Source organism: Polaribacter sp. HA6-7 (assembly GCF_055693625.1).
Genome location: NZ_CM146338.1, coordinates 2058535 through 2078283, shown reverse-complemented (window position 1 = coordinate 2078283; position 19749 = coordinate 2058535). Strand labels below are relative to the sequence as shown.

At 28.6% G+C, this 19749-nt stretch carries 18 protein-coding genes and 2 pseudogenes; 5 read left to right on the top strand and 15 right to left on the bottom strand.

Annotated features, from left to right (window positions below; all coding sequences use genetic code 11):
- Positions 1–40: 40 nt before the first annotated feature.
- The 13 genes and pseudogenes from ACZ1HD_RS11605 to dnaK form a co-directional block, all read right to left on the bottom strand.
- A complete protein-coding gene (locus ACZ1HD_RS11605) occupies positions 41–535 on the bottom strand; it encodes an AraC family transcriptional regulator (protein WP_472687511.1) in 495 nt (164 codons plus the stop codon).
- On the bottom strand, positions 487–978 hold the full coding sequence (locus ACZ1HD_RS11600; protein ID WP_472687510.1) for a helix-turn-helix transcriptional regulator: 492 nt from the start codon (positions 976–978) through the stop codon (positions 487–489). Before ACZ1HD_RS11600 ends, ACZ1HD_RS11605 begins: the two co-directional genes overlap by 49 nt.
- Positions 956–1327, bottom strand: coding sequence for a hypothetical protein (locus tag ACZ1HD_RS11595; protein WP_472687509.1), 372 nt, complete (start codon positions 1325–1327; stop codon positions 956–958). The genes ACZ1HD_RS11600 and ACZ1HD_RS11595 overlap by 23 nt, the downstream gene beginning before the upstream one ends.
- Before the next feature lies 1 nt (position 1328).
- Positions 1329–1637 (bottom strand): hypothetical protein, encoded by a 309-nt coding sequence (locus ACZ1HD_RS11590; RefSeq protein WP_472687508.1) that lies wholly within the window; start codon positions 1635–1637, stop codon positions 1329–1331.
- 2 nt (positions 1638–1639) lie between these two features.
- Positions 1640–2935, bottom strand: coding sequence for an NAD(P)/FAD-dependent oxidoreductase (locus ACZ1HD_RS11585; RefSeq protein WP_472687507.1), 1296 nt, complete (start codon positions 2933–2935; stop codon positions 1640–1642).
- Between the two features lie 64 nt (positions 2936–2999).
- Positions 3000–3413 carry a hypothetical protein gene (locus tag ACZ1HD_RS11580; protein ID WP_472687506.1) on the bottom strand — a complete coding sequence of 138 codons (414 nt, stop codon included), beginning with the start codon at positions 3411–3413 and terminating at the stop codon, positions 3000–3002.
- Positions 3414–3530: 117 nt separating this feature from the next.
- Positions 3531–4418: a metallophosphoesterase gene (locus ACZ1HD_RS11575; RefSeq protein ID WP_472687505.1), complete on the bottom strand. Its 888-nt coding sequence runs from the start codon at positions 4416–4418 to the stop codon at positions 3531–3533.
- A 93-nt stretch (positions 4419–4511) separates the two neighbouring features.
- Positions 4512–5027: a T9SS type A sorting domain-containing protein gene (locus ACZ1HD_RS11570; RefSeq protein WP_472687504.1), complete on the bottom strand. Its 516-nt coding sequence runs from the start codon at positions 5025–5027 to the stop codon at positions 4512–4514.
- Positions 4987–5679, bottom strand: coding sequence for a hypothetical protein (locus ACZ1HD_RS11565; RefSeq protein ID WP_472687503.1), 693 nt, complete (start codon positions 5677–5679; stop codon positions 4987–4989). Before ACZ1HD_RS11565 ends, ACZ1HD_RS11570 begins: the two co-directional genes overlap by 41 nt.
- Positions 5679–7079, bottom strand: a complete 1401-nt coding sequence (locus tag ACZ1HD_RS11560) for a hypothetical protein (protein ID WP_472687502.1) — start codon at positions 7077–7079, stop codon at positions 5679–5681. The genes ACZ1HD_RS11565 and ACZ1HD_RS11560 overlap by 1 nt, the downstream gene beginning before the upstream one ends.
- A 114-nt stretch (positions 7080–7193) precedes the next feature.
- Entirely contained in the window at positions 7194–7946 is a 753-nt protein-coding gene (locus ACZ1HD_RS11555; protein ID WP_077809770.1) for a LytR/AlgR family response regulator transcription factor, read from the bottom strand.
- Between the two features lie 4 nt (positions 7947–7950).
- Positions 7951–10845: a sensor histidine kinase gene (locus tag ACZ1HD_RS11550; protein ID WP_472687501.1), complete on the bottom strand. Its 2895-nt coding sequence runs from the start codon at positions 10843–10845 to the stop codon at positions 7951–7953.
- A gap of 264 nt (positions 10846–11109) precedes the next feature.
- A pseudogene (dnaK, locus tag ACZ1HD_RS11545) lies at positions 11110–13016 on the bottom strand (molecular chaperone DnaK).
- A gap of 237 nt (positions 13017–13253) precedes the next feature.
- On the opposite strand from dnaK, the gene ACZ1HD_RS11540 reads away from it, so the two are divergent.
- Together ACZ1HD_RS11540 and ACZ1HD_RS11535 are read left to right on the top strand one after the other, a co-directional pair.
- Positions 13254–13595, top strand: coding sequence for a DUF2853 family protein (locus ACZ1HD_RS11540; RefSeq protein ID WP_077811369.1), 342 nt, complete (start codon positions 13254–13256; stop codon positions 13593–13595).
- An 89-nt stretch (positions 13596–13684) separates the two neighbouring features.
- On the top strand, positions 13685–15109 hold the full coding sequence (locus tag ACZ1HD_RS11535; RefSeq protein ID WP_340933108.1) for an L-serine ammonia-lyase: 1425 nt from the start codon (positions 13685–13687) through the stop codon (positions 15107–15109).
- Here the strand turns inward: ACZ1HD_RS11535 and ACZ1HD_RS11530 are convergent.
- Together ACZ1HD_RS11530 and yaaA are read right to left on the bottom strand one after the other, a co-directional pair.
- The gene (locus ACZ1HD_RS11530) at positions 15106–15480 is read right to left on the bottom strand and encodes a ribosomal maturation YjgA family protein (protein WP_472687500.1); all 375 of its coding nucleotides are present in this window, start codon (positions 15478–15480) and stop codon (positions 15106–15108) included. The two genes, ACZ1HD_RS11535 and ACZ1HD_RS11530, sit on opposite strands and share 4 nt — an antisense overlap.
- Positions 15480–16238, bottom strand: a complete 759-nt coding sequence (yaaA, locus tag ACZ1HD_RS11525; RefSeq protein ID WP_472687499.1) for a peroxide stress protein YaaA — start codon at positions 16236–16238, stop codon at positions 15480–15482. The genes ACZ1HD_RS11530 and yaaA overlap by 1 nt, the downstream gene beginning before the upstream one ends.
- 639 nt (positions 16239–16877) lie before the next feature.
- Between yaaA and ACZ1HD_RS11520 the strand changes: the two genes are divergently transcribed.
- The 3 genes and pseudogenes from ACZ1HD_RS11520 (at position 16878) to ACZ1HD_RS11510 (ending at position 19743) form a co-directional block, all read left to right on the top strand.
- Positions 16878–17504, top strand: a complete 627-nt coding sequence (locus ACZ1HD_RS11520; RefSeq protein WP_472687498.1) for a DUF2914 domain-containing protein — start codon at positions 16878–16880, stop codon at positions 17502–17504.
- A gap of 118 nt (positions 17505–17622) precedes the next feature.
- Positions 17623–18950: pseudogene (locus ACZ1HD_RS11515) on the top strand (M28 family peptidase).
- Position 18951: 1 nt separating this feature from the next.
- Positions 18952–19743 carry a M23 family metallopeptidase gene (locus ACZ1HD_RS11510; RefSeq protein WP_472687497.1) on the top strand — a complete coding sequence of 264 codons (792 nt, stop codon included), beginning with the start codon at positions 18952–18954 and terminating at the stop codon, positions 19741–19743.
- Positions 19744–19749: the final 6 nt, after the last annotated feature.

The window sequence follows — 19749 nt, the reverse complement described above, 5'->3', positions numbered from 1 at the left end:
ATCGGTTATAAAAATAAAATGAAATACCGAGTTGTAATTTTTAAAAGACGAATTGTAAAATTATTTGATAGGAATACATAAATCTACAATAAACTTGTTCTCTCGGATGCTCTGCAGCATTATTATAATAGATTTCAAAAGGATCTATATTCGATTTTTCGTAACCGTTTTTTACCATAAAAGCAAATGAAGCTTCCCAAGCTTGCTGAAATTGATGTGGAGTAATTTCTAACCTAGAAACAATACATTTTGTTGGACTTAAAATTCTAAGGTCAATTTCTCCATCCAAATCAATCGGATCATCTAAAACCATGCACGCACTCATTCTAAGATTATTTGGATCTGTAATTTTAGGACTATCATGATAAATTGTCACCATTCTAGTTTTTTCATTTATCAATCCTTTTGGCGTTGCCCATTTTACCAATCTATTATAAACACTGCCAATGGCTTCCATTTTACCTTTATAAGAAATGTATGCTAAATCTAATCTTGGTATTTTTTTATTTTCGGTGATGTTTTCATCTTTAACCAATTTATAGTTTTGTTTAGATTGCAAATATATTGTTCAAATGTTACAGTAACTTTACCAATCTTGCTTTCTGTTTTAGATATTTTAATAAACTTTTGTAAAGTTTCGGTTTTAAATTTGTTCGGAGAAATTCCGTAGAAATTTTTAAATGATTTAGAGAAGGAAGATAAACTCTCAAAACCAACTATTGTGGCAATATCGGTAATGCTTTTTTCTTTTTGATGAATTAAAATTGAAGCTGCTTTTTCAATTCGACATCTAATTATAAAATTTTGTAAAGTCTCGCCAACCACAATCTTAAATAACCTGTGAAAATGAAAAGGCGAAGAATATACTTCTTTAGAAATAATATGTAAAGACAGTTTTTCTGATAAATTATTTTCTATAAATACAATTGCTTTATTTAATCGAGCAATATTATGGTTAGCTATTTTTGCTGAATTCATGTTGTATTTTTTGAAGAATATAAAACGTAATTCCGCTAGTAAAATAAAGAATAATATCTATAAAATCTTTGGTATATCTTGCTAAATATTTAGGAAAAACAAACTCGAACAATACACTATATAGTGTACATAAATATAAAATTATTGCTAAACTTAAAGTAAAATTTTTATCATTCCTAGACCATTTTAGCACAACCAAACAACTATATAAAACAATTGGTATTATTAAAAAATCATTTAAATAATAGCGAATAATTCTTGGTAATGGTACAGAAAAATATTGTAAAAAATAAACAGTTGTACCTGTAATTAAAGAGAAGATAAAATAATAAAATAATAGCTTTTTCATATTAACCAGCAGCAACCATTGCTATTAACCAAGCTAAACCAGCGCCAATTAAACTAACAATTGTAATTACAGAATATAAAATCCAACCGAATATTCTATAAAAAATATTAGAATGATCTTTAAGCCTTTCTGCTAAATTAGGATTCTCTTTTTCGTAAATTACTTTTTCTATTTCTTGCTGCTCAACTGCTTGTTTTTTTAATTCTCTCTTTTTTTGATGAGAAATTAAGGTGTTACAATTTTTACAGTACTCTCTGTTTGTATTAAATACACCACAATTAGGGCATTTTACGATTCTTTTAGAAGCCATAATTAATCTTTAAAAGAGTAAAAGTTTTTCTTTTTAAAAGGTCTTATTATTAAACGAGTTTCTCTATCGAAACGTATATAATTATAAACCCAATTTAAAAATACAATAGCTCTGTTTCTAAAACCAATTAAAGAAAAAAGGTGAACAAACATCCAAACGAACCAAGCAAAAATTCCTTGGAATTTCCATTTTGGTAAATCTACAACAGCTTTGTTTCTTCCAATCGTAGCCATCGAACCTTTGTCATTATAAACAAATGGTTTTAACTCTTTATTAAACAATTTTGCAATGATATTTTTAGCAACTAATTTACCTTGCTGTATTGCAGGTTGCGCCATCATAGGATGCCCGTACGGATTTTTTTCGTTTGACATACAAGCAACATCTCCAATCGCATAGATATTTGTATGCTTTAAAACCTGATTGTACTCGTTTACCTTAATTCTTGCGGCTCTTTCTATTACGCATTCTGCTTCTAAACCATCAATAGTTTGTCCTTTTACACCAGCCGCCCAAATTACAGTTTCTGCTTTAAAATGATCTTCTCCGTTTGTGGTTACAGTTTTACCATCGTAATCTAATACACGTAAATTTTTCCAAACATTAACGCCTAATTTTATTAAAAAATCTTCTGCTTTTTCAGAAGCTTGTGAGCTCATTCCTTTTAAAATTTCACCGTAACTTTGTATTAAATTTATTTGCATTTGGCGAATGTCTAAATCTGGATAATCTTTAGGTAAAATTCCTTTTTTCATTTCGGCCAAAGCACCAGCTAACTCAACACCTGTTGGTCCGCCACCAACAATTACAAAATTCATTAAAGCTTTTCTTTCTTCGTAATTAGAAGTTAAAAGTGCTTCTTCAAAGTTTTCTAAAATTAAACTTCTAATGTTTAAAGATTGTGGTACAGATTTCATTTCCATGGCATATTTTTGGATGTTTGTGTTTCCAAAAAAATTGGTCTTAGAACCTGTTGCAATTATTAATTCGTCGTATTCTAAATTTCCAATAGAGGTTTCTATCGTATTTGTATCAGTATTTATTTTATCTACTTCTGCTAATCTAAAATAGAAATTATCTACATCATTAAATCTTTTTCTTAACGGAAAAGCAATAGAATCTGGTTCTAAACCACCTGTTGCTACTTGATATAGCAAAGGTTGAAAAGTATGATAATTATGCTTGTCTAATAAGACAACTTGCAATTCTTGCTTTTCTAATCCTTTTGCTGCAGCTAAACCTGCAAAACCGCCACCAATAATTACAACTCTTGGAAAACTAGTTTGTGGTATGTTCATATTGATGTTAAAACTTTTAGATTTTATATTGAGAAAGACAAATTTACAGAAAACAGATGATTTCTTATTTGAATCTTATTTTTATTTCTTGCAATGTTTTATCAGAATTTATAAACTCTGAAATAATGTTCTTTCTAATAATTTCAAGATCATCTTCAAAATATTTAGCCCACTTATCATCTTTAAATAAATGAGTTATTTGTTTGATTCTTTTTTGAGCTTCAGAAAAAGAAAATAAATAATTGGTTGTGTTTTCTTTTTTAGGGTTGATTTTAGCTGTTTTTTCATCAAAATTAGCTTCAATATAAAAGTTTTTTTCTGATGAATTAATAGGGTAAAAGCAGCTCCATTTTGCATAAGCAGTAACCGTATTCTGATTTTTATAATTTTTATCTGCAATTAATTTCCATCTGCAATTAGCAACTCTTCCCCAATGGTTTGATTTTCTGTAAACTCCTTCACTTGTATAGAAATACATACTATTAGATTTGCTTACGTAGATTGTGCTTTCTGGAAAATCAAAATTATCAATTTGTGTAAATTCACAAAAAGTGTGTTTAAAAAAATTTGTTTTGTTATAGGTTTTCAATCGTAATTATTTAATCACTAATTTTCTAGAAGGTTCTCTATAAAAACCGTTCACAATAATCGTATCTTTTTTGAATTCTACATTTGCAAAGGCAGATTCATTTTCTGTATCTACCATACCTTTAAAGGTTAAATAATGCACGTTGTCTTTTAATTCATATGCTCCGGCATGATTATGTCCGTTAAAGAAAAATTTAACGTTGGTATAGGGCTTAATTAGTGCTAAGAATTGTTCTCTGTTCCGGATATTATGTTGATCGATTGGATAAATAGGGAAGTGACAGTAAAAACCAACTTTTTCATTATTTTTTGTTGCAATATCTAATTCATTCTTAATCCAACTTAATTGTTTTAAGCTTAATGCACCATTCCATTTTTTTACAAAAGGCAGGTTTTTATCCTTTAGTAAATTAAAAATTGAGTCAGTTTGTCTTTTTTTATCCTTAGAAAGAGCGCCAAAAAAACTTAAGTCATTACCATCTAAAACAATAAAACGCCAATCATTTTTTACAATACTGTAATATCTGTTTTTTAAATTTAATTTTTTAATAACTTCTTTTTTCAAAGAATCTTTTACTTCAAAGTCATGATTTCCTAAAACATGATATGTTTCTGATTTTAATTTTTGCCAAGTTGGTAAAATACTATCTAAACTCTTAAAATCTTTGTCTATAAAATCTCCTAAATGAATTGTGTAACTTAAAGTGTCTTTATTTAAAGTATGTACTGCTTCTTTTAATCTTGTGGGTGATTTTTTGTAATAACGATCCCATTTTACGTCGCAATGGCAATATTGGCAGTCTGAAATTACACCAATTTTAAAGTTAGTATTTTCTTCTTTTTTACAAGAAACAATACTGATTATTGAAATTAAAAAGAAAACTATTTTTTTCATTAGAATATGTTTTTTACAAATATATCACATTACAAAAAAACGCAATCAAATTAATGATTGCGTTTTAGTATCTTTTTCTTTTTTTGGGGGATTTTATTCTTTTACAAATCTCTTTAAACCAATATTATTATCGGTTGTTGTTATTTTTAAAAGGTAAATGCCGGTACTAAGTTTGCTAGTATTTATTGTTTTTAGTTTGCTAAAAAGTACTTTTTGCCCTTGTAAGTTGTAGATTTCTGCTAATTTGATATCTTCATTTAACTTGATGTTTAAAACATTTACTGTTGGATTAGGATATACAGAAAATGCTATTTTATTAATGTCGCTTAAACCTGCTACTGCAGATGCGCCAAACTCATAAGCTCCTAAATCAACAGTGGTATCAAATATTCTTGTATTGCCAAGTATATCTGTATTAATATCTGCAGGTACTTTAGAATTATCACCCATGTTTATGGCAGGAGAATTTGCTTGTAAACTAAAATCTGTTGCGCTAGTAAATAATGGATCTGAAGTTATAATGTTTTGTTTATATGTAACTTTAGAAAAACCATCTGAATCTAAACTATTACTTACTAACATATTTGTTATATCTCGGGTATGCATCATTTCCGTTTCTACCCAAAGCAGGTACAATATTGCCGTTACCATCTGTATTGTTCCAGAAAATACTGTTAGAAATATCTGTTTTTATAACTCCTTTGGTTTGCCCAACGGTTATAACAGGTAAATCATTACCGGCAGAAGGCACTCTATTACCTGTATTATTAACAAAAGTATCATTTATAAATTTTGCATTTACTGTACATGCACCCTGATCATTTCTAAACCAAAATACACCAGAGCCGTTTACATTATCTATTATATTACTATCATATAACATATTTACACTGGTAAAATTTAATATTTTTCCGTAAATAGTTCTGCTGTACAATGCATTTGCAAATGCTGCTAAATTATTTTTAAAAATTGAATTTGAAAATAATATTGATACGTTAGCCGAAGGATCTATACTTTTAATACTTCCAGCTCTTTTGTTGATGTTATTAGAAATAATACTATTATTAAGTACAAAGTTTTTTACAGTTGGTAAAAGCGTTATAGCGCTTCCTTCTTGTTCATTTTGTGTACTACCATTTGCATTTGCATTTGTAATTGTAAAACCATCTAATAATACATCTTCTGCACTTACTTTTACAATGTTGTAAGTGTTTTCTGCCATTGTAGTATTGTTAAATGCCAATGCACCGAGAATCATCATTATTTAAATCGCCGAGATAATATTGTTGGATTACTAGAAATATCTCTTTCAGAAATAGAGGTTTCAGATCCATCAAAACCACCATATAGTTTTAAGTTATTATTAGATATAATGTTAAAAGATTCACTTCTGTTTGTTGTACTTGCATAATATGTGCCTTTTGCAACCCAAATTTCTTCAGTTAAACTAGTAATATTTTGTAAAGCACTTTGTAAACTAGGGTTTGCATTTGCCCAAGAGCTACCGTTTCCATTTACATTCGGCGAGTTTTTATCTACATAAATTATAGGTTGATTAGCAGGTTTGATTATTGAAAACTTCTTAACGGAAGCTTTAGAACCATCTAAATATACTACATAAATAGAACCATCTATTTTATCGATAGCCATGTTTATAAAGAAGTTGGCGCTACTATTACTATCAATACTAGTTGTTGGTAAATTAGACCAGCTATCTGTAATAGAATTATAACTCTGAAAAGCAATATCAGCAGAATTTTTTTCTGCATACATAACATATAATTGATTATTTACAAAGTTTTTTCTGAATTGAACAATGTCATTTACTGCACCAATTCTTTTTACCTCTGTTGTATTATTGTAAATTACAACCTCATTAGCAGGTTCTGTTATACCTGTAGTGCTGTTATATCTTGCAGATACATCAAAGGCGGCAACAAAATCATTATCAGAAATTCCGTAAATATTTTTTAAAGTGATTTCTGTTCCTCCACCGTAAGAACGTGGTCTTATCGTAAAATCTGTTATACCATATCTATCTACAGATATTTTATGAATTTCCCATTCACTTCTAGATTGATAGACTCTATTTGCAATGTAGTATTTGTTAAAAGCATTAAAATCAAATTTATTTTCGGTACCATAATATTTCGGAGTAGTATATTTAGTAATTGGACCCGACATTTTCTTTTCAACTACTACCAATCTATCATTGCTTTCATGTCCAGAAAATCGCATGTCACCTGCTGCGTTAAATTGAATTTGAACTTTATGGTTTTTAAGCGTAACATTATAATTCATTATTAAAGACCATGCTGTTCCATCAAATGTATAGGCGTATAAAGTAGAATCTGTTGTGTCTCTATATGCAACAACAGGTTGATTGTTAATCGGATTAATGGCTAAAGCGATATTTATTGCATTTTCACCAACTAAAGTACCTTGAGAAACCCAATTTGTACCATCAAACTTTTTAACAGATATTTTGCTAGAACTTAGAGGTTCTACAATAGCAACATATGGTTCACCGGTAGATGGGTCTGTTGTTATGACGGCGTCAGAAGCAAAGTTGGTAAATTGTGTTGTACCAACTTGAGACCAGTTTTGTCCAAAAGTTGTTACCGTTACAAATAACACTAATAATAGTAATTTTAATTTCATTTTTTCTTTTTTTAATTTGTTGATGTAAAAATGAAAAAAGTACTAGTCGTTAGAGTAAATTATTTAGTGAACCGTTTAAAAAATTTAGTGAACTGTAATTTTTAATTAAATTGTTTAAAATGTATTGTTAATCATTTTTAAGAATGCATCTTTTCTATCTCTAGCAATTGGTATGGTTCTTTTATTTTGCATAACAATGTGTATTCCGTCTTTTTTAATAAGTTCGTCCATAAATTTTAAATTAATTAAGTAAGAACGGTGTGGTTTGTAAAAAAGAGGTTTGTCTGCTAATTGATCTGTAAAATGCTTTAAAGTTTTACAAATAGTTTCAGATGATCCATTTACCAAGTGTACTTTAGTGTATACACCATCTGCTTCAAAAAATAAAATTTTGTCATGCGATATAAACTTAATACCACGAGGTAAGTCTAACGCAATTTTATTAAGTGCTAATTGCTGAAAAGATTTTTCTAAAGTTAATATTTTATCTTTTACCGATAAGTTTTCTGATATTACTTTTACTTTATTTACAGCAGATTTTAGTTCATCAGAATCTATGGGTTTAAGTAAATAATCTACCGCAGAAGTTTTAAAAGCCTCAATTGCATATTGATTGTAGGCAGTTGTAAATACTATTTTAAAATCTATAGGTTCACCTTTAAAATAATCTAAAATTTCTAAACCAGATTGTTGTGGCATTTCTATATCTAATAAAATTAGTTGAGGTTTTTTTGATTTTATAATAGATACACCTTCGCTTAAATTAGTAGCCTGATAAATATTTTCTACACCATTGCATTCTTCTTCTAGTAATGTAGCTAAAACATTTCTAGCATGACTTTCATCATCTATTATTAAAACTTTCATAAAATTATTGTATTGGTATTGTAAGAATTATTTTAGTTCCCGTTGGTTTGTTATCATCGGCTACTTTATCTATAATTTCTATTTCTATTTTTTCTGTTGTTGTAGAGTTTATTAGATCTATTCTTTTTTGATTTGCTTTTGTTGCAAAAGATTTAGGAAATTTAGTTCTATTTTTTATAATTTCAGAAGCATTTCTGCCAATTCCGTTATCATCAACAACACAAATAATTTTTTTGTTGGTTGAATTTAAGGAAAAATTTAAATTTAAAATTTTTCTACCTTTTTTATGTAATAAACCATGTTTTATGGCATTTTCTACATAAGGTTGTATAAATAAAGACGGTACAAATATTGTTTTTGTGTTTATTTCATCATCTATAAAAATGGTAAAAATAAGTTCGTTATTAAATCTATCTTTTTCTAATTCTAAATAGAGTTTTAAAGCTTTTATTTCTTCTTCTAAAGTGATATTTGTTTCTTGACTATGTTCTAAATAGGTTCTAATTAATCTAGAAAATTTAACTAAATACTGTCTCGCTAATTTTTTTTCGTTTAAAATGATGTAATCCTGAATGGAATTTAAAGCGTTGAATATAAAATGAGGATTCATTTGAGATCTAAGGTTTTCTAATTGAGAAAAAACCAAAGCTTTGCTAATTCTCTCTTTTTCTAATTCTTTTGCTTGTAATCTTTTTAGCCTTTTTGTTTTTGTGTTTACATAAGTAATCGTTAGCAATACAATTAAAAGGAAACCTATTAAAATAAACCACCATCTTTGATAAATTGGGGCAAGTACTTCAAAATTTAGTTCTATTGTTTTCGAGTAATTTTTACTGAATTTGTTTTTTGCACGTAATTGAAAGATATAATTACCAGGTGCCAAATTTATGAATTTAACAAAATCTACCTCTTCTCTTAAAACCGTCCAATCTTTATCTTTTGCAAATTTGTATTCGTAAATAATGTGTTTTACAGATTGAAATTCTTTGGTATTAAAACTAATATCAACATTGCTTTTATTGTGGTCTAAAACATATTTATTTTTAATTTCTACTGGTTTTTCTTGAATAGAAATCTTTGTAAGATATATAGAAGGTGGTTCTTTTTGCTTAAAAATTTTAGTTTTATTAAAGCCATAAACACCTAGATTATTGGTGTAAATTAAAAAATCTCCTAAAATTTCTAAATCTTTAATTTTGTAAGAATTTATACCGTCTTGCTTGGTTAGTACTTTTACTTCGTTTAAGTTGCTGTTATAGTATTGTAAACCTTTATCTGTAGAAATCCATAAACCTTCATTATCTGCAGTGATACAATTAATGTCATTAGATGCAAGACCATTCGTTTCATTTAAATGATAAATAACTTTATTGTTTTTAATACCTAAAATACCGTTATCGTAAGTAGCAACCCATATTAAACCATTGTTTGTTTCTACAATATTAAAACCATAAATAGGTTTGTTTTTGTAGGTGATACTTGGTTCTTTTAAATAACTTTCATCATACACTTTTAAACCTTCTACATCTGCCAAAAATATTTTTTTATTTATTGCAGAATAAATAGACTCGTGTGATCTAATATTACTTATTGTGTAATTATTTTTAGGATTCACAATTTTTGTACCTGATGAAGAACTTATAAGAAACGTAGTGTCATTAACAAAAGCAACAGATTTTATAGATCCAAATTTAGTTATCTCTTTTTTCTTGCTATAATTATTAGAATACACCAAGTTTTGATAATCGGAAAAGTATAAAAGTGTATTGTTGCTTTTATTATAATCTAAAGCTCGTATAGGTGTTTCATCTATAATTAAATTTTTATGTAGCTTATTAGTTTTGATATTTAACTCTAATAATTCGCCATTTCTTTTAGCTAAATAACAAATCGAATCATTTTTTTGCTCTATTATTTGTACGTTTTTAAAAGTATTAAACTGCTTTAAGTTTTTATTAGGTATTACAAAAACACCGTTTTTTAATGTGGCAACCCAAATGATATTATTTTTATCTTCAATAATATCTGTTATCATTTTATCTTTTAAAAAATGAGTTGTAAGAATTAATTTACCTTGATGAGATTCTGTTATAAAAACTCCTTTATTTGTAGCTAAGTATAATTGATTATTGATGTTTGTAATCCTACTAATTTTAGAGTTTTTAATTTTTTTAGGAAGTTTAATTTGTGTTGTAGATTTATGTTCTATATCTACAGAAACCAATAAAGACCTGTTTAATATATTGTCTCTAAAAGCAATAAACACCTTATTGTTTGCTTTTGTAAAATGAGAGAAAAATGTAATATTTTCTTTGGTTTTTAATTTAAAACTAGATTTTTTAAGTAGAGTATCTAGTAAAACAATATTATTATCTCTATTTAAAAACAGATATTGATTAGGCATTGTGATTCCAATACTTGTTGTATTTGCATTTTTATAAATAGATTTGATTTCTTTTGTTTTAATATTTACAGAGAGAATGTTGTCTCTTTGTCTTATTAAAAGTTTTTTATTGAAAAAAATATAGTCTGCCAGTTGACCTTTTAATTCTTTTTGATAGTCATTAAATAAAACAAGTTTATTATTTTCTACATAGAAAAACTGGCCGGCAATATTATTACACCAAACTCTTCCTTCTGGACCAATTTTTAGGTTAAATAGAGATCTACCTTTTTTATCTGGATGAGAAAATTGTTTAAAAACTTTACCATCATATCTATGCAATCCTTTATCAGATGCAAACCAAATAAATCCTTCTTTATCTTCTTTCATAGAATAAAATTCTATGTCCGGTAAACCATCTTTATCTGTTAAATGTATAGATACTGGTTCTTGTGCGTTACTAGAAATAGCATTACAAATAATAAGAAATAGATATAAAATTCTTAATAATTTCAATAGGATTTATATTTGGTTATAAATTTACTAATTTAAATATTTTAGTTTTCAATTTTTTAGTGAAGCGTTTATTTCTTGTAATGAGTAGTTATTTATCTTAAATTATTTAAGAATTTAAAGTTTGTTAAAAGAAAAAACGCAATCAAATTAATGATTGCGTTTTAAAATATTTAAAGAATATAATTTTCTTTTTTTGAATAAGTGCTAAAATTAAATTAGCAAAAGCTATTTACTTAAAATTTCTAATGAAATTTTGTAATCTGCTTACTTTACTTCTTCGAAATCTACATCTTCTACATTGTCACCTTGATCTGCATTACCAGCTTCGGTTGACCTTGTTGTGCACCTGCATCTGCGCCACCTGCAGCTTGTTCAGCAGCATACATTTCTTCAGAAGCAACTTTCCAAGCTTCATTTATCTTTTCCATAGCAGCATCAATTTGTGCTAAGTCTTTAGATTCATGTGCAGCTTTTAACTCTACTAAAGCAGCTTCAATTGGTCCTTTTTTATCATCAGATAATTTATCACCAAATTCTTTTAATTGCTTTTCTGTTTGAAAGATCATAGAATCAGCTCCATTTACTTTTTCCGCAGTTTCTTTAGCAGCTTTATCAGCTTCAGCATTAGCTTCAGCATCTTGTCTCATTTTTTCGATTTCTTCTTCAGATAAACCAGAAGAAGCTTCGATTCTAATTTCATGAGATTTGTTTGTACCTTTATCTAAAGCAGAAACTTTAATAATACCATTGGCATCAATATCAAAAGTTACTTCAATTTGAGGTACACCTCTTTGTGCTGGTGGTAAACCATCTAAATGGAAACGACCAATTGTATTGTTGTCTGCTGCCATTGCTCTTTCACCTTGTAAAACGTGAATTTCTACAGAAGGTTGGTTGTCAACAGCAGTAGAAAATACTTGCGATTTTTTTGTAGGAATAGTTGTGTTTGCATCTATCAATTTAGTGAAAACATTCCCCATTGTTTCGATACCTAAAGATAAAGGTGTAACATCTAATAATAATACATCTTTAACATCTCCAGATAAAACTCCACCTTGTATTGCAGCACCTAAAGAAACAACCTCATCTGGGTTTACTCCTTTACTTGGTGATTTTCCAAAGAATTTTTCTACAGCTTCTTGTATTGCAGGTATTCTAGTAGAACCACCAACTAAAATAATTTCATCTATTTCAGAAGTTGATAAATCAGCATTTTTTAATGCAGTTTTACATGGCTCAATAGTTCTTTTAATTAAATCATCAATTAACTGCTCAAATTTAGATCTGCTTAAAGTTCTAACTAAGTGTTTAGGACCGCTTGCAGTTGCAGTAATATAAGGTAAGTTAATTTCTGTTGAAGCAGAAGAAGATAATTCTATCTTCGCTTTTTCTGCAACTTCTTTTAAACGTTGTAAAGCCATAGGATCTGTAGTTAAATCCATGTTTTCATCAGCTTTAAATTCTGCAGCTAACCAATCGATAATTTTAGCATCAACATCATCTCCACCTAAGTGTGTATCACCATCTGTAGCTAAAACTTCAAAAACTCCGTCTCCTAATTCTAAGATAGAAACATCATGTGTACCACCACCAAAATCAAAAACAACAATTTTTTTATCATCATTAGCTTTGTCCATACCATAAGCTAAAGCAGCTGCAATAGGCTCGTTAATAATTCTTTCTACTTTTAAACCAGCAATTTCACCTGCCTCTTTAGTAGCTTGTCTTTGTGCATCGTTAAAATATGCAGGAACTGTAATAACTGCAGAAGTTACATCAGATCCTAAATAATCTTCAGCAGTTTTTTTCATTTTTTGAAGAACCATTGCAGAAATTTCTTGAGGTGTATATAAACGACCATCAATATCTACTCTAGGTGTATCATTATCTCCTTTTACTACTTTATAAGGTACTCTTTTAACTTCGTTAGAAGATTCAGAAAATTTATTACCCATAAAACGTTTAATAGAAGAAACTGTTTTTGTTGGGTTTGTTACTGCCTGTCTTTTTGCAGGGTCACCAATTTTACGTTCTCCTCCTTCTACAAAGGCAACAATAGATGGTGTAGTTCTTTTTCCTTCAGCATTAGGAATTACAACTGGCTCATTTCCTTCCATTACAGAAACACAAGAGTTTGTTGTTCCTAAATCGATTCCAATTATTTTACTCATAATAATTATTTTATATTAATTTTTAAATTCAATTTTACATTCACACTATAGTCAAAGGGTGTGCCAACTGGTTATTTATTATGAAATGTCAGTTTTTTTAAAAATGACGAATTATTTATGTGACATTATGACATAAATTGCGTCTAATTTATTGAACACAAAGAATATTTGAATACAATTTTAAATTCCTTATATTTGGATAGTTCAATTAATTTTTTAAAAAATAAAGAAAAAATCATGAGTAAATTTGACGAGAAAGTAGCACAGTATTCTAAGTTTATGGACGAAAAAGGTCTAAGTTATGATGCTGATTTATTAAAAGCAGTAACTAAAGGTTTAGGGCCATCTATTTATAAAAGAGATGCAGAAACTGTGTCCGGTTCTGATGCAAAAGAATTATTAACTGTTAAGAAAAATTTCTTAATGAAGAAGTTAGGTTTAGAAGATGGACCAAAATTGGACGAAGCTATTGCTAAAGTTGTAGATGCAATAGGTAAATCTGAAAGAAATAAATACAGAGCAGTTGTTTACTATATGTTAGCTAAAGAGTTTAATAAAGAGTCTGTTTACGGAATGTAGAAATATATCTTTTTAAATTATATAAAAAAATCCAACTCATTGAGTTGGATTTTTTACATTTACAGCATATTTATTAATCATTTTTACGAATGTCGCAATTTATTAGTGTTTTTGATATGTTAAAGATTGGCGTTGGCCCTTCTAGTTCACATACTTTAGGTCCTTGGCGCGCTGCAGAACAGTGGGTTAAAACGTTAAGAGAGCATAATTTTTTAGAAAAGTTAGATGCTGTTAAAGTAGATTTGTACGGTTCTTTATCTTTAACAGGTAAGGGGCACGCCACAGATTTGGCAATTTTATTAGGTTTAAGTGAAGCAGATCCTGAGTATATACCTATCGAAGACGTTTTTATTATTGTTGATAGAATTAATACACAAGAAGAACTTTATTTTAAAGGAGGTAAAACAATACCTTTTTACAAAGATTCTATAGTTTTTAATAGAGATTTTTTACCTTTTCATTCTAACGGTGTTACTTTTCGAGGTTTTTGTAAAGGTGAAGAAATTTCTACAGAAACTTATTTTTCTATTGGTGGAGGCTTTATTGTGCAAGAAAATGATCATTTAGAAGAAGAGATAGAAATCAATAAAAAGAATTTTCCGTATCCAATAAACAGAGCGATACAGTTAGAAGAATATTGTGAAAAAGAAAACTTATTAATTTCTGATATTGTTTTTAAAAATGAATTAGAAATAAATTCCGCAGATAAAATAGACGCAGAATTATCTAGAATTTGGGATACAATGTTAGAGTGTATGTATATTGGTTGTCATACAGAAGGTACATTACCCGGTGGTTTAAATGTAAAGAGAAGAGCTTTTGGTACACATCAAAAATTAATAAAAGACGCTACTTATAAAAATCCACAAGAATGGATTAAGGCAATTCGAAGTACAGAAGTTAAGTTTAGAGAAATTTTAAAATGGGTAAGCTGTTTTGCATTATCTGTTAACGAAGTAAATGCATCTTTAGGAAGGGTGGTTACAGCCCCAACAAACGGAAGTGCAGGTGTTATTCCGGCAGTATTGATGTATTATTTGGTTATTGAAAATCATGAAGCAGATTTTAAACAAATTAAACAATTCTTATTAACTGCGGGCGAAATTGGTAGTATTTTTAAGAAAAATGCTACGATTTCTGCAGCTATGGGTGGTTGTCAAGCAGAAATTGGTGTTTCTTCTGCAATGGCTGCGGGTGCATTAACAGAATTGTTAGGCGGTACACCAGCTCAATCTTTATCAGCAGCAGAAATTGCAATGGAACACCATTTGGGTTTAACTTGCGATCCTATTGCTGGTTTGGTACAAGTGCCTTGTATAGAACGTAATTCTATGGGCGCAATTAAAGCGATTCATGCAGCAGAAATTGCATTAGAAACCAATCCTAAAGAATCTTTAGTGCATTTAGATAAAGTGATCGATACTATGTGGGAAACTGCGAAAGACATGAATAAGAATTACAAAGAAACATCAGAAGGTGGTTTGGCTGTAACCGTAAGAATGGTAGATTGTTAATTTTTAGGAGTAATTAATTTTTTATCAATAAAATAAGAAATTAAAACACCTAAAAGATATGCTAAAAGATCTAACCAATCGAAAGTTGCGCCTAAAACTGTAACCGCTATTTTGTTATTTTGTAAACCAAGAATTTCTATCAATTTTAAATATTGTAAAAACTCTATGGTAAAAGAGAATATTAAAACGCCAAAAGCTAATTTTAAAGCGTTACCCTTGTAAAATATTCTACAAAAAGCAAACAGTAAAACGGTTACCAATACATCGCCTATAAAAGGTCTAATAAATTGATCTCTTACAAATAAAGCAATTAAAATTTCTACAAAAAATATTAGTAAAAAGAATAAAAGATATTTTTTATTGATTTGCATTATCTAGTAAAAACCAAATCGTTACCAGAAGACATTTCTTCAGAAAAACGATATTTATCAACATTAAAGCCTTTTAAATCTTCTATAGTTTCAACATCGTTTTCTATAATATAGCGTACCATTAAACCACGAGCTTTTTTGGCATAGGTCATAATAGTTTTATATTGTCCGTTTTTAAAATCTTTAAAAACAGGTGTTATCATTGGTGCTTTTAATGTTTTTTTAGGTAAAGCCTTAAAATACTCTGAGCTTGCTAAATTTACAAGTAATTCGTCATCAGTTAATTCGTTATTAAGAGAATCTGCTAAGTCATTATCCCAAAACTTATATAAGTTTTCTGTTCTACCTACCTTTAATTTTGTTCCCATTTCTAAGCGATATGGTTGAATTAAATCTAAAGGTTTTAATAAACCATATAAGCCAGAAAGAATTCTAAGCTTATCTTGTAAAACCGGTATTTTATCTTCTTTTAAAGTTGTTACATCAATTCCTTGAAAAACGGCTCCGGTAAAAGAATAAATTGCTTGTTTGGCATTTTCTTTTGTGAAAGGAGTGCTCCAAGCTTGGTTTCTATCATAGTTAAGTGCAGCTAAATCATCAGAAATTTTCATTAATTCTGATAATTTATTTTTAGAAATCGATTTTAATTTTTTACTCAATTTTTCAGATTTATCTAAAAAACGTGGTTGTGTAAAGATTTCTGTAGATGCTTTGCTTTCAAAATCTAAAGACTTTGCTGGTGATATTATGATTTTCATTTTATTTAAAATTGAAAAATTAGAATTGTAATTTTGTTTGATAAAAGTACAAATGATTGTGTTAAATTTAAAAGATTATAAGTAGTAAATTCTGATATTTGTATCGATAAAATTTATTTATCTTCACTAATAAAAATTATAGTTTTTAATGATAAGAATTAGTAAAAACATTACGTACAAAGAGTCTCGTTTTTATCAGTATATAAAAAGACATCAAAAATACGCGCCTTTACTTTTTTTATAGGTGGTTTTACTTGGGATTCTTTAACACTTGGTAGAATTGATCGTGTTTATGATATCGTAATACTATGCACTTATATAACGCTTTTAACAGCTAGTATTTACATTTATAATTTGGTTGATGGTGAGAAATGGAAAAATACTTTTTTCAGAAAAAATGAAGCGTATTTACCTTTAGCCATTCAGTTTTTTTAGGAGGATTAACAAGTGCGTATGTAATTTATTTTTCTAGAAGTGTTTCTTTATCTAAGACCGCATCTTTTTTTCTTATTTTACTTTTTTTATTGTTTGCAAATGAATTTTTTAAGAAAAGAGTTTCAAATAAATACTTGCAATTTGGCGCTTATTTTTTTGTGAATTTCACTTTTTTAGCTTTTTTATTCCGGTAATTTTAAAAAAATGAACACAGAAATATTTATTATTTACGGTTTAATAAGCCTAGTATCTACATTTTTACTAATAATTTTAGTTTATAAAAATAGTTACTCTACAAGAGTAGCAATGGTAAAGTGGAAAATGTTTGGTTTAATCTTTAGTATTTACATACTTATAAATGCTTTTTATTATTTCAGGTTAATTCCGCCTGTGCCATTAGCATTAGATAAAGGTGTAGTTGCACACAATATTCAAATACAAAATGGTAATTATAAAGTTTCTTATGAAATAGACAATTGGTATATCTTTTGGCGAGATCATAAAATAGATTTCAATAGAACTATAAACAAACCTGTATATGTTTTTACTTCGATATTTGCACCAACAGATTTAAAAAAGAAAATATATCATCAATGGAAATGGTATAATAAAAGTTTAGATAGTTGGCAAAATCTCGATAAAATAGGATTTGAAATTACTGGCGGAAGAGACAATGGTTATAGAGGCTACAGTTATAAAAACAACGTAAAAGATGGTATGTGGAAGGTAGAGGTAGTTACAGAAGAAGATTTGGTTTTGGGTGTAGTAGATTTTAACATAAAAACAGGTAAATCTTCAAGAAAAACCAATTTAAAAGTTAGAGAATTTTAATACAATATAATTTGTAGATTTTCTATCTGTTTAAAAATTCATATTTTTAACAAATCATTCAAATTCATTCAACTTTATAGATTTAAAAAAATCATTTTAAATCTTAAATACATCAATCATGAAAAAAATTACAATACTACTATTCTTGTTTGTTTCAGTATCACTTTCAGCACAAACAGACGCAAAAATTTATGATATTATAAATGCTGTTTCTGCAGATAGAATTAAAGCTGATGTTAAAAGGTTAACAGAATTTGGTACTCGTAATACATTTTCTGACACTATTTCTAACACACGCGGTATTGGCGCTGCAAGAAGATGGATAAAGTCTGAATTCGAATCTATCTCTAAAGACTGTAACAATTGTATTGATGTGTTTTATCAGAAAGATTTTGTTACCAAAAAAGGAAACGGAAGAGTGCCACATGATGCTTGGGTTGTAAATGTTGTTGCGGTTCAAAAAGGAACAAAATATCCAAACAAATATGTTATTATGAGTGGTGATATAGATTCGAGAGCTAGTAATACTATGGATTTTACAACGGATGCACCCGGTGCAAACGACAACGCATCCGGAATGGCAGGAACCATTGAAGCGGCAAGAGTTTTAAGTAAATATAAATTTGAAAGTAGTATTATTTATGTTGGACTTTCGGGTGAAGAGCAAGGTCTTTTTGGAGGTGCAGGTTTAGCTAAATATGCAAAAGATAATAATTGGGATATTATCGGAATTTTAAACAATGATATGATTGGTAATATCGAAGGAGTTGATGGAGTAATTGATAATAGATCTTTTAGAATTTTTTCTGAACCAGTGCCAGCAAATGAATCTGAAAGACAAAGAAGAATGAGACGTTTTTATGGTGGAGAAGTAGATGGTATTTCTAGACAGTTGGCAAGATATATTCATAATAATGTAAAAACATATATGCCAGAAATGAATCCGATGATGATTTATAGATTGGATAGATTTGGTAGAGGTGGGCATCATAGACCTTTTAACGATTTAGGTTTTGCAGGAATTAGAATTATGGAAGCTCATGAAAATTACACACAGCAGCACCAAGATATTAGAACCGAAAACGGAATTAATTATGGTGATACTTTTGAGCATGTTAATTTTCCGTATGCTAAAAAATTAACGGCTGTAAATGCAATTAATTTAGCAAGTTTAGCGTGGGCACCGAAGCTCCTAAAGAAGTTGCCATTGGCGGAATTGTACAAGCTAGTGCAAAATTAAAATGGAGTAAAGTTGACGGAGCTAAAGGTTACAAGATTTATTGGAGAGATACAACTTCACCAACCTGGGATCATTCTAGATATGTAGAAACTACAGAGTTTACTTTAGAAGGTATTGTTATAGATAATTTCTTTTTTGGTGTTTCTGCAGTAGGAGAGAACGGTCATGAAAGTGTTGTAGTTTTTCCGAATAAAATATGGAGATAAAGTGAATTTTAGAATTTTAATTATTGGTTTTTTATTAGTCTCGTGTTCAGAAACATATAAAAAACCAAATTATATTAAATTCAATCTAACTACAGATTCAATTTTTGTAACTACCAAAAACAAGAATGTTTCTCCTATATTTATTAAAATAGTAGATAGAGCTGCCAAAGAACAATTTATAGATATTGATAAGAATAGTGAAAAAATCTTATTAAAATTCAATAAATCTGTTGTTGATACCAATTATATATTAGAGCACTACAAATTCTATGGTTATTATGGTACTTCTAATTTAAAGAATTATGATACGCTTTATAATTACCAATTGCCTTTTTTAAAAGGGAAACGTTATAGAGTTTTACAAGGTAATTTTGGTAGTTATTCTCACAATAAAATAACATCAAAATATGCTATAGATTTTAAAATGAAAATTGGTCAAGAAGTATGTGCAATAAGAGATGCCATAGTTGTAGATGCAAAAAGTCATTTTGAAAAAAATGGTACAAGTAAAAAGTATCTAAACAAAGCAAATGTTGTTTTTGCAATGCATAAAGACGGTACTTATATCCAATATGCGCACTTTAAGAAAGATGGCGTGTTAGTTAGTAAAGGTGATTCGATTAAAAAAGGTCAAATTATTGGTTATTACGGTAATACAGGTTTTTCTTCAGAACCGCATTTGCATTTCACTATTTATAAGCCAACAAAAAATGGTTTGGTTTCAATTCCGTTTATATTAGATAGTATACCAAGTTCTAAATACAAGAAAGGTAAATACGCATTGCATAATTAATGTAAT